At 40.7% G+C, this 11,903-nt stretch carries 10 protein-coding genes; 3 read left to right on the forward strand and 7 right to left on the reverse strand.

Annotated elements, in window-relative coordinates; genetic code table 11:
- The 3 genes from L652_RS0113080 to L652_RS0113090 all read left to right on the forward strand — a co-directional run.
- Positions 1-1,029 (forward strand): AMP-binding protein (locus tag L652_RS0113080; RefSeq protein ID WP_024603495.1); only part of this gene is annotated, 1,029 nt, incomplete at its 5' end.
- A gap of 179 nt (positions 1,030-1,208) precedes the next feature.
- Positions 1,209-2,066 (forward strand): MBL fold metallo-hydrolase, encoded by an 858-nt coding sequence (locus L652_RS0113085; protein ID WP_024596687.1) that lies wholly within the window; start codon positions 1,209-1,211, stop codon positions 2,064-2,066.
- Between the two features lie 216 nt (positions 2,067-2,282).
- Positions 2,283-2,516 (forward strand): hypothetical protein, encoded by a 234-nt coding sequence (locus L652_RS0113090; protein WP_024596688.1) that lies wholly within the window; start codon positions 2,283-2,285, stop codon positions 2,514-2,516.
- Positions 2,517-2,707: 191 nt separating this feature from the next.
- On the opposite strand, the gene L652_RS0113095 is transcribed toward L652_RS0113090, so the two are convergent.
- The 7 genes from L652_RS0113095 to L652_RS0113125 all read right to left on the reverse strand — a co-directional run.
- The gene (locus tag L652_RS0113095; RefSeq protein WP_024596689.1) at positions 2,708-3,355 is read right to left on the reverse strand and encodes a hypothetical protein; all 648 of its coding nucleotides are present in this window, start codon (positions 3,353-3,355) and stop codon (positions 2,708-2,710) included.
- A gap of 327 nt (positions 3,356-3,682) precedes the next feature.
- Entirely contained in the window at positions 3,683-4,975 is a 1,293-nt protein-coding gene (locus L652_RS0113100) for a HAMP domain-containing sensor histidine kinase (protein WP_024596690.1), read from the reverse strand.
- Positions 4,972-5,655: a response regulator transcription factor gene (locus tag L652_RS0113105; protein ID WP_024596691.1), complete on the reverse strand. Its 684-nt coding sequence runs from the start codon at positions 5,653-5,655 to the stop codon at positions 4,972-4,974. Before L652_RS0113105 ends, L652_RS0113100 begins: the two co-directional genes overlap by 4 nt.
- Positions 5,655-8,810, reverse strand: a complete 3,156-nt coding sequence (locus L652_RS0113110) for an efflux RND transporter permease subunit (RefSeq protein WP_024603496.1) — start codon at positions 8,808-8,810, stop codon at positions 5,655-5,657. Before L652_RS0113110 ends, L652_RS0113105 begins: the two co-directional genes overlap by 1 nt.
- Before the next feature lie 2 nt (positions 8,811-8,812).
- Positions 8,813-9,955: an efflux RND transporter periplasmic adaptor subunit gene (locus L652_RS0113115; protein ID WP_024596692.1), complete on the reverse strand. Its 1,143-nt coding sequence runs from the start codon at positions 9,953-9,955 to the stop codon at positions 8,813-8,815.
- Positions 9,952-11,313, reverse strand: coding sequence for a TolC family protein (locus L652_RS0113120; RefSeq protein ID WP_024596693.1), 1,362 nt, complete (start codon positions 11,311-11,313; stop codon positions 9,952-9,954). Before L652_RS0113120 ends, L652_RS0113115 begins: the two co-directional genes overlap by 4 nt.
- 133 nt (positions 11,314-11,446) lie before the next feature.
- A partial coding sequence (locus L652_RS0113125) for a LysR substrate-binding domain-containing protein (RefSeq protein WP_024603497.1) occupies positions 11,447-11,903 on the reverse strand: 457 nt, incomplete at its 5' end.

Genomic DNA, 11,903 nt, shown 5'->3' on the forward strand with positions numbered 1-11,903 from the left:
TGGGTAGTTGGGCACTCTTATATAGTTTACGCACCGCTAATGTATCGCTGCGCGACCGTATTATATGAAGGTAAACCCGTTAAAACGCCCGATGCTAGTGCATTTTGGCGCGTGGTAGAAGAATATAAAGTAAATGCATTATTTAGTGCCCCCACCGCCTTTAGAGCAATCAAAAAAGAAGATCCAAATGCCGATGGTTTTAATCAATACGATACCTCAAGCTTAAAACGTTTATTTTTAGCTGGCGAGCGGTTGGACCCTCCCACTTACGAGTGGCTTAAAGAAAAAACCAAACTGCCAGTGCTCGATCATTGGTGGCAAACAGAAACCGGCTGGGCTATTGCTTGTAACCCTGTAGGGCTTGAGTACTTAGCAACAAAACCTGGCAGCTCTACCGTGCCTACTCCAGGTTTTGACGTGCGAATATTAGATATGGATGGCAATGAATGCGCAGCTAACGAGCAAGGCGCCGTGGTAATTAAACTGCCACTTCCACCAGGTTGCCTACCAACTATTTGGCAAGATACCACGCGCTTTAAAGCAAGCTACCTAAATGAATACGAAGGTTATTATTTATCTGGCGATGGTGGTTATATTGATGAAGACGGCTACCTATTTATTATGGGCAGAACCGACGACGTTATAAATGTAGCAGGCCATAGGCTTTCTACCGGCGAAATGGAAGAGATAGTAGCCGCGCACCCTGCTGTTGCTGAATGCGCTGTTTTTGGTGTGAACGATCCTCTAAAGGGGCAACTTCCTATGGGAATGATCGTGCTTAAAAATGATTTTATGGGCTCAAGTACCGACGTAGAACAAGCGCTTGTTTTAAGTGTTCGTAATCAGATTGGCGCTATTGCGTGCCTTAAAAATATAGTTAGCGTAGATAGGTTGCCCAAAACACGCTCGGGTAAAATACTGCGTAAAAATTTGCGCCAATTGGTTGATGGCGAAGAGCTACAAATACCTTCAACCATAGATGATGCCAGTATCTTTGAAGAAATAAACCAACAACTAACACAAAGATAAACCCAACCAACCAACCTATCTAAAGCCATTTTTATAATGGCTTTTTATTTCATCCTTATATTTGATCCTTTTACTTAAGCTTAAGCTTTAATTTAACCAATAGCTGAAATTTTTTACTGCTTAATGCTTTCTTCTTTTAATAGCGTTATTAATTTAATCAATTTAAAAAGGAATGGTGTATGCCCCGCTTGCTACAAAAACTATTAACCACAGCCCTATTGTTTATAGGCTTTGCCACACAAGCCTATGAAATAGAAGACTTAGGAGATGGCTTACACCGCTTTATAGACGACAGACACCGCTCAGTATTTTTAATCACTCCTGAGGGTGCAATTGTTACCGACCCGCTTAACAAAAAAGCCGCCATCTGGTTAAACGAGCAAATTAAAACTCGCTATAACGTACCGGTAAAGTATGTAATTTATAGCCATAATCACAGCGATCATATTTACGGCGCCGAAGTATTCAAAAGCCCGCACACCACTTTTGTGGCGCATAAACTCGCCGCGCAAGATATTAAAAACACACAAATGAAAACGGTAATGCCCAGCCTTACTTTTGATAACGAGCTACTACTTACCCTTGGTGATTCAACAGTAAAGCTTAACTACCATGGTCCAAACGATGGTCGTGGTTCGGTTAGTATATTATTCGAAAAGCAAAAAACCTTGTTTGTGGTTGATTGGATTGTTATTGGCAGAATGCCGTGGCAAAAACTGTGGAGTTACGATATTCAAGGCATGATTAATTCAACTCAAGCGGTACTCAAATATGACTTTAATAATTTTGTAGGCGGGCATGCCGATATTGGCAGTAAAGCAGATGTAGCGCGTTACTTAAGTTATTTAGAGCTTTTGTATAGCCAAGTAACCGCAGGCGTTTTAGCCGGTAATACGCTTGACGAAATTAAACAAAATGTAAAATTAGACCAATTTAGTGACTTTAAACAGTTTGATGCATGGTTACCACTTAACATAGAAGGCGTGTACGAGCGTTTAATGGAAGAGTCTGGTATGGGTTGGCGCAGCGATTTATAAGTTTGAACTCAGTGGACTAAGCTCTGAGCTCTAAACTCAATATTGTAAGCATTGGTATTGGCGTATTTAACGCAGTACCAATGTACTTATTAATTAGTTAAATAGACGTCAAAAGCCATATAAGTCACCTTTACAATATCCTTACGTTTGCTTACAGCACTATACAAAAAAAAGTTTATCCTAGGCTTTGTGTTAAGCTACATAGGACTAATAAACATGAACTTATCTTTAAAAGTAGTTTTAGTAATGACGACCGCGCTTATTATGAGCGGCTGCACAGTATATCAACATGATCCCAGTGCGCATAAACCACATAAAAAAGTCGTTAAAGTAGTTACGCCTGCTTTAGTAACTGAGCACAACTCTCCCAACATTGTGATCGTAAAAGCCAAGCCCACAAAACAAGCCTGCACTAAACACGATGATCATTGGCATTGTAAGGCTCGATAAAAAACGCTTTGCTAAGTAAACTCGTTTAGGTAAAAGAAGTAAATTGCGCTTTTTATTAATATAGAGTTGAGTGATATTGGCAGCGCTAACGTTTGATATACTTAGATATTTTAGCCTCATCAATGTGATAAGGAGGTATCCACTAAACAGAAGTAGAAACATTGTCATTGTTTAGCTTTTAGTTGAGCTCGTTAGTTAAATTGTGCTTGGGCTTTGTCTCGTGCAACTTTAAATGACGGTCTAAAATGTGGTACGTACTTAGTATCAAGGAGCATTGATATAGTGTCTAAATGAGAGCAAATATAACTATCTAAGCTTGTAAATATTCTTGCTTTTTGTGATTTATAACTGTCCATTTTCAATGTAATATCCAAATCATTTAATTTATGTAAATGGGCATTAAGGGCAATCCAAGAGCTAAATAAGCCTTCGTAGCATATTAAGAAATCGAATGAACGCCTACGATAGCCATCGATAATAAAATCAGGATTTTTTTCTCCTTGATAGTTCGTGTGTACTGAACAAAACTCAGCAGCATGATGACCAAGGATTTCATTTAAAACTTTATTATTCATAGTTGGTATTTCACGGGCTAATTCTGTTTTCACTGTCGCTATAAAGAATACAATATCAGACTCAATTTTTTGAAGTTTGAGTGCATCCAATGTGTACTGCTGCTGCTTTTGATGTGCTTTAAGTTGAACATACAAAAATCCAACCGAAATAACAGTTATTGCAGGGCCTAAAATACCACCAAAGAAACTTCCCATTTCAGCCCATTTGGCATGATCAGCCCAAAAACCAAAGCCAAACTGATATATGTATAGAAAGATTGGCATTAATATCAGCACAATCAATAAAGCACTAACGATTTTCGTATATTTCCTTAAGAACATAGCACCTTGCTAAAAGCGGCTAGAAATGACTAGTTATAATAGCAAGAAATGAGTTTAGCCAATTACGTATTCTCGCGTCACGCTCTCCCCATCTTTACCTGCAGTTTTAGCAAATTACTTAACACATTACTATCACTAAGTTTTTTTATATTCTCAGCGTTAAATTAAATATTTTTGAATGTAAAAAAACCGCGCTAAAGCTTTTCTAAAAGTACCTTAGCGCGGTTTTTATATTTCAAATCCAAGTATTCTAAGTATTAAAAAAGCGTATTAACTAAAATCGACCACCACTTCATAACGCCCTGGCATGTCGTTTACTTCGTATACCCAACCGTGTCGTTTTATTATTTTTTCGCTTAACTCTAATCCTAAACCGTAGCCAATATTAGCTGGCTTGTCTGTGTTATTAGTCGCGTGTGGCATATCAGTTTGTGCGCTACTATTTACTATAATCACACGGCTACCCTGCTGAGTAATTCGCACTTGCCCTTGTTGCGTATGCTGATACGCATTACGTATTAAGTTAGTAAGCACAATGTGGCATGCGGTGGCTTCGGTATTAATAGTTGTACTATGGTTATCGGTATTTATAAGTACATCAACTTGTTTTGAATTGAGTAAATAATCGAGTTCGTTACTCAAGGTCGTTATTTTTTCGGCTAGGTTTACAGGCTCTGGTGCACTTTGCTGGTCGTCATTTCTGCTAAGCCACAATAACGTCTCAGTTAAATCGCTCATAGTTAAACCGGCGCGCTCTATTCGCTGCAGTGTAAGGTGTTGTTTATCGCTTAAAGGTGCTTTTTCGCTTAAGCGGTTAAGTAACTCAACGTTGCTGCGAATAACCGAAATTGGCGTACGTAACTCGTGGCTCGCATAACTTAAAAAGCGCTGCTCTCGCTCAAGGCTGTCGTGAGCAGAAAGCAAGCTACTGCGTATTAGCGTTGCCAAGGTATTTAGTTCGTTATAGGTAAAGTCGGGCGGCGTGTTTTGTAAATTATTTTGATTTAGGGACTTAGCCCAACCGCGTAGTGACTCTACTGGTTTAGCTATTTTTTTCATTACCATAAACAAAAAGAAGGTAAATAAAGCAATTGCCGTTACCCCTGTTAACGCTATCCATGCCAACTTTTTTATAGGTTTATCGGGTGAGCTTTGTTTTTTAAGGCGCTCTTTTTCAAGCATAATACGTGATACGTAACGGGGCTCCCCTGCAGGGTTTTGAAAATACGCTACAAAATAGAGGTCTTCCGGCATTGAAAAAAACGATGGTTTTACTTTGCTTTTTTGTAGTACGCCAATCTCTGTAGGCTTTGTAAAGCGTTGCTGAATTTCGCTTGGCATGTCTTCCCAGCGACTCGCTATTTTAAAGCCAATCATTTCTGCAGGTTCACCGTTTTTAACCTCAGTAGATTGCGAAAGCGCATGCATTACGCCATTTAACCCTCGGTCTAAGCCATCAATAAAATAATTAACACTTAAAAACGAAAAACCAATTGCCATTAATGAACTTAAAAGCACCATGGTGGCAAAAAAATACAACCTCAGGCTGGGTCTAATTTTCATGCTTGTGTCCCATTTTTTAATTTTAGCGCAAACCCTACACTGGGTATTGTTTCTAGTACGGCTTGGCAATGCGCTTGCTCTAGCTGTTTACGCAAATGATGAATATGCACTTTTAAGCTATTGCTGTCTGGCTGATCGTCTCCCCATATTGCTTGCATAATTACCTGTCGGGTTACCGGTTTTTGCTGCTCTCGTACAAGCACTTCTAATAACTTAAAAGTAATGGGTGATAACTTTAAACTGTGCGCAGCCACTGTTGCTGTATGCGCGGTTAAATTAAGTGTTAAATTAGCAAAGGTAAGTCGCTTAACCTCTCCACTTTTACGCTTTGCTAATACTTGAACCCGCGCTACTAGCTCTTTCATCGCAAATGGTTTTACTAAATAGTCGTCACTACCGGCTGCAAACCCCTCAAGCTTATTGTCGAGGCTATCGCGCGCTGTCAGCATTAATACAGGTATATCAATGCCTTGCTCACGCAATGATTTACACATGGTTAAACCGTCCATTTTGGGCATGTTTACATCTAATATAATCATTTGATATTGATTACGTTCTATTAAATTTAAACCCATTACGCCATTGCTTGCATGGTCACACTCTATTGACTCAATTTCGAGATAATCAACAATGGTGGTTGCCAAATCTATGTCGTCTTCAACCAGTAGTACGTTTATCATTAAGAGGCTACTTCCTGCGTTTTATTTTTAGCACCTAGCGATATTAGCACAGCATCAATACCGCGTTTAGCATCGGTTTGAATCATCAATAATGCCGGTATAAGTATTAAGGTAATAACCGTGGCAAACAAAATACCGTAGCCAAGTGATGCCGCAGCAGGAATTAAAAACTGTGCCTGCATTGAGGTTTCGCTAAGTAGCGGCACTAAGCCTGCGTACGTCGTAATTGAGGTAAGTAATACCGCACGTAACCGGCTCGTACACGACTCAACTATGGCATCGTGCGTGCTCATGCCCTCTTCTTTTACTAGTTCGTTAAAGCGTGAAACAAGTAATAAGCTGTCGTTTACAACTACCCCACTGAGCGCCAAAATACCATTTAACGACAATATACTAATGGTTAAGTCGTTCCACCAATGTCCTAAAATAGCGCCCACAATGCCAAATGGAATTGCTACCATAATCAACATAGGTTGAATGTACGATTTAAGCGGAATAGCCAGCAACACGTAAATAACTAATAAAGCGGCTACAAACATAGTGCTCATTGAGCTGGTGGTTTCGCTTTGTTGCTCTGCCTCTCCTGCAAAATACACACTTAAGTTAGGAAATTGCTGTGTTAACTCAGGAATTAAGTCGCGCTTTAAGTTAGCAACTAACTCGTTTGGAGCAATCACGTTTTTATCCACTTGGGCGCTTAAATAAATTGCACGAAGTCCATCAATGCGGGTTATTTCATCTTGCTGATATTCACTGCTTACTGTGGCTACGTTAACTAAAGGGACAACGGTGCCATCAGGCAGGCGAATACGCGACTGCATTATATCGGCAGGTGTTTTACGAGCATTTTCTGGGTAGCGTACACGTACTTTAACTTCGTCTTTATTACGTTGGTAGCGCTGTACAACTGCACCACCAAAGGCTTGCAGTACTTGCTTTGATAAACTGGCTGTATCCATGCCAAGCGCGCGCCCTTGTGCATTTAGGGTAAATTTAAGCTGTGGCTGACCTGGGTTTAAGTTGTCGTCTATTCCGTTAACGCCTGCGGTATTTTGTAAGCGCTCCTTAAATAGTGCGCCCGCCGCCATTACGGTTTCGTCGTCCCACGCTTTAAGCTCAACTTTAAAGTTATCGACCATTTTACGCGTGGCTAATATTTGTAATTTTTTACTGCCCTCAAGGCTACCTGCTACGCGCTGCCACTCTTGAGCAAATTCGCTTGCTGTAAAAGCGCCTTCGTTTAATAGCTCAACGCTTACTTCACCGCTGGTGTCGCTGCTACTAATGACTTGTAGGCTGGTTATTTCGCTTTTGTCAGAGTTCAACTTAGTCATTAAGTTTTGCTCAGCTTGTAATGCACTTTGCTCAAGCGTTAGTAAGTTTGTGTTTGTTTGCCCATAAGCGGCGTCGTTTTGCATAACCAAATCGGCTGTTACGGTATCGCCTGCAATACTTGGGAAAAAACCAACTTTAACTGTGCCTGTCATCGGCATGCCAATAACTAATATAAAAAAGGCGATAAACGCAGCCACTACGGCGTATCTAAAGCGCAGTGAAAATTCAATAACCTTGCAGTAAATGTTTTTACTAAACCAGCTTAAGCCGCTATCAGCACCATGTTGTATTTTTGACCACAGACCTGCTAAGCCTTTTTTAACTTGGCGTTTAGTACTAATGTGGGCTAAATGCGAGGGTAAAATAAGTTTTGATTCAACAACTGAAAGCAGTAAACAAATAGTCACTACAGTGGCAAATTGAGAGTAAATTTTACCTAAGTTGCCCGACACATTCGAAAGCGCTACAAACGCAGCCACCGTGGTTAACACCCCAAATATTGTTGGCACAGCAACCTTCATGGTACCTAAAACTGTATTATTTAATGTATCGCCATGCTTTTTACGTGTGGTGTAAATACTCTCGCCTACAACAACGGCATCGTCTACCACTATGCCCAGCGCCATAATANCGGTGTAGCCATCGGTCATAAAATAAAGCGTACCAAAAAATACAAACGGCAAGCCACCAGCAACCCACAGCGCTACGCGTACGTTTAAAAATATGGCAAGTATTACAAACACCATAATAATACCGGTCACGGCATTTTTAGTAAGTAGCGATAAACGCTCGGTGATCATGGTGCTTTTGTCGTGCCAGCTTTCAAGCTCTACGTTTTGAGGTAATAAACCGCTTTCGTGCCATTTATCTATTACGCTATTAGCTTGCTTAACAATGGTAGTTATATCGCTGTTATCGCCCATTAAAATTTCAACGCCTACGGCATTTTGTTGGTTATAACGGCTTAATGAGTTGCTATCTTCGGCAAATGAGTCGGTAACTGTGGCTACATCTCCTAACTTAATTTGTGTGCCTGATGCGGTTGTTAACAATACAATATTGGCAAAGTCGCGCTGCCAGTAAGCTTGGTCGGCGGCTTTTAAGCGTATAATTTTACTGCTATCGCGCAAACTAGTCGAAAGCGGGCTTGATGACTCATTATTAATGACCTCACTTACATCACTAATAGTTAAGCCATACGCTTGTAATTTACCTTCGTCGATTTCTATGGACATCATCGGGTCGAGCACACCCGATTGCTCTACGTCGCTAATGCCTGATTGCGCTAATAAATCGGCTTTAAGTTTTTCACCCAAGTTTTGTAATGTATGGCGATCTGCATCCCCAAAAAGTTGCAGCGTTAATGCATGATCTTGCCTACGGGCTTTATCAATAACAGGTTGCTCAGCATCTGCCGGAAAGTTATTAATAGCGTCAACTTGGTTTTTAACGTCAACAAGTAACTCATCGAGTGAGTAATCAGTACTTTTTTCAATGCTTACATGGCTACCGCTAGCATCGGATGTAGAGGTAATACGTTTAATACCCGATACGGTTTCGAGCGCTTCTTCTATTTTTAACGCTATTCCTTCTTCGGCTTGCAATGCATCGCCACTGTCGTAAACCACCGATACCGAAATAGTATCTGGCTCTAAACTCGGAAAAGCCTCTTTACGTAAAGTCGTAAGCGACATAATACCCATTACAATCACACTAACTAACAATAAGTTAGCGGCAACAGAGTTATTTGCAAACCAATTAATAATACCGTGCAGCGGGTTATTATTACTGGGTATTTGAGGTGGTTGATGAGGGCTCATTATTATATCTCCTCAACTATTGGATTTACTTTCATGTCGTTTAAGTAACTAACAAGTGGGCGCGCCACCACTTTTAGATTTTTAGCACCATCTACTGGCGTAATATATACGTAATTCCCACGCTCAAATACTTTATTAGCGTGTGTGCTTACTAAGCTATTTTGATCATTTACGTACCAAATTAAGCCATCTTGAGATACCGCCGAAGCAGGCAGTTTTATTACGTTAGTTAACTGCTTACCGGCAATTTCTACCGCTAAAAATGTGCCAGGCAGTAACGGCGTTGTTTGCTCAAACGGTTTATCTAAGGCAACAATTACGCTGCGTTGACGCGAGCTGTCATCAAGATGTTGCTCAAAACGTGCAATATAACCGTTCCATTTAGTATTAGTGGTTACATCAGTTAAAATAACATCGCCTGATTTATTATTTGCTAGGTTTTGCCACTGACTTAATGAAAGCGGCACCGTTATTTCTACTTTGTCAGTGCTGTTTAGCGTGGCAAGCGTATCGCCAATACTCACATAAGTACCTAAATCTATATCGCGCGATAAAATAACAGCGTCAAATGGTGCACTTAACTGGGTGTTATTTACATCACGCTGTGCGGTTTTAAGTGCATATTGTGCTTTATCGAGCGTAGCTTGCGCGGCTTCTAACTGCAGCGTTCTAAATACAAGCGGCGAGCTTGGCGCTTGCGTAACGCCTGAGCGATCCCATTCACGTTTTGCTTGATTACCTAAATCTTGTTCTTCTTGCAGTGCTAGTTTTGCATCAGCCAATGTTGCTTTTGCGCTAGCTAGAGCTTGTAAGTATTCGGTGTCATCAATTTGTGCAAACACCTGCCCTTTAGTTATTAAGTTACCGGTCGCAAATTGCTCGCTCATACTGGTTACTTCGCCTTTAACTTGTGCTTTTAAGCTAAGTGACCAATGCGCTTTAGCTTCACCGTGGCCGCTAACATAAGCCTGATAAGTGCTCGGAGCTGCATTAATTACCGATACATTTGGGACAATAGCTTTAATAGCGGCAGGTTGTGGACTATTTGCTTTTTCAGCCATTTTTTGACCGTTATACATAATAGCAAGCCCTATACAAACAATAGCAACAAGCGTTACAACAACCGGTGTTGGCGAAATTTTCATGACGATACTCCAAGGCCCAAAGCGAGGCCTAAATCTATGCGGTTAGTTAAAAGGGTGTAGTTTATTTGGCTAAGCTGGGCTTGCAGGTCGTATACTTTTTGTTGCACTGTTAGCAAATCTAAAATATCAACCAAACCTTGTTGATACTTACTTTGATAGTTACTAAAGCTGCGTTTAGCGCTAGCAAGTGCATTGCTAATTTGCAGTTGCTGCTCGGTTAATGATTGCTCCTGCCCGAGTGCATTTTCAACTTCGTTTACCGCACTTAGCAGCGTATCTTGGTACTGCCAAAACGCTTGCTCGGCATTTAATTTTGCAATATCAACTTGCGCACGCAGTGCTCCACCTTCAAATAAAGGGGCACTTAAACTGCCTAATAAACTCCACACTGGGCTAGTTAATAATGCTTGGCTTGGCGTGCTTGCTAAATCACTCAGTGATGCCGAAAGCGAAATACTCGGTAGTAGCTCTTTGTACGATACATCAACCAAGTAATGCTTTGCCTGAATGTTGTAATAGGCACTTTGTAAGTCAGGTCGGCGCGCTAAATCTTGCTCTGGTAATGTACTTAATGGCTCAATAACGCTTGGTAGTGTTAATGTATTTGGCAGGTTTTGAAGTTTATCAGTGCCTACAATTAGCATTAAAGCACGCTTTGCTTTTGCTATTTGTTCTTGGTAATCGGCAATGGTTGCGCGAGTAGATGCCGTGCTAGTACGGGCGGTATCAAGCGCTTCTAAATCACCTAATCCATATTGGTAGCGCTCTACAATACTTTGCTCATTATTTTGTAAAACAACTAAACGTTGTTGCTCTATATCGAGCAAATTTTGCTGCAAAATAATGTTTAAATACGTGCGTATCACGCTGGCTACTAAGGTGTCTTTAGCGCCTTGATAAGTAGCTTGATTACTGGCAATAGTCATATCTTGCGCGGCTACGTTGTCAGCAATTTTTTGCCATATATCGGCTTCCCAACTTATACCTACTGATGAGCTGTATTGCGTGCCTTCGGTTTTACTGCGCTGCGCGTCAAATCCTGCATCTACACTAAACCACTGACTTGCAGCGGTTACATCACGCTGCGCATAAGCTAGTTTTAATGCAACATGCACTTGATTAAACGATGGGTTATTAGTAACAGCTTGCTCAATAAGCGAATCAAGCCCTTCAATATCCACCAAATCGGTAATGTAATTTACTTGCTGTGCGTTACTTTGCGTGTACTGCCAGTTTGTATGTTGCTTTAGCGACTGCTCAGTACTATTACCTTGATAGCTTGGCTGACTACTACATGCAGCAAGCGTACAACTAAGTGCAAGTAAAAAACCGGTTGAGTGCTTTTTAAAATAAACCATTTAACTATGCCTAATTCGTACTATTACACATAGCTTATTAGGTCGAGGGTTAAGGAGGGGTTAAATGATTTAATCTAAATATTGGGTTGCTAATTTAACAGTAAAAAGTAGTCACTTTAGATGTTTTATATCGTTATAAGTTTTGTAATTGCTCTATCAACCATTTATGAATAGGGCTGTTATTAGTACGCGGATGCCATGCGGCTATTACTTTAAATGTAGGAGGCAGAGCTTCTATTTTTAGCTGTTTAACTTTGCTGTTTGGTAATAATCTTGATGGGTAAAACGCGAGCATATCGGTTGTATGTAAAATGTCGGGCACTGCTGAAAAGCTCGGTACCGACATTACAATATTACGTTTTAGCCCTTGGCTTTCAAACCACTGATCGTGCGATCCGCGCAAATTTGCACGAGATGGCGACACCACTAGCTGTGGATGCTTTGCAAATTGCGCCAAACTCAAAGGTTCAGTGTAAGTAGTGTTACCTATACCGGTAATACACAAATGCTGTTCTTCAAACAAGGTGATATAAGAAAGGTTGTCGGGTATAAATTCTGGAAAGCTTATCAGCAAATCAAGCTCGCCTGCC

Origin of the sequence: Pseudoalteromonas sp. TB25 (assembly GCF_000497995.1) — a bacterium.
Classification (GTDB): Bacteria; Pseudomonadota; Gammaproteobacteria; order Enterobacterales; family Alteromonadaceae; genus Pseudoalteromonas; species Pseudoalteromonas distincta.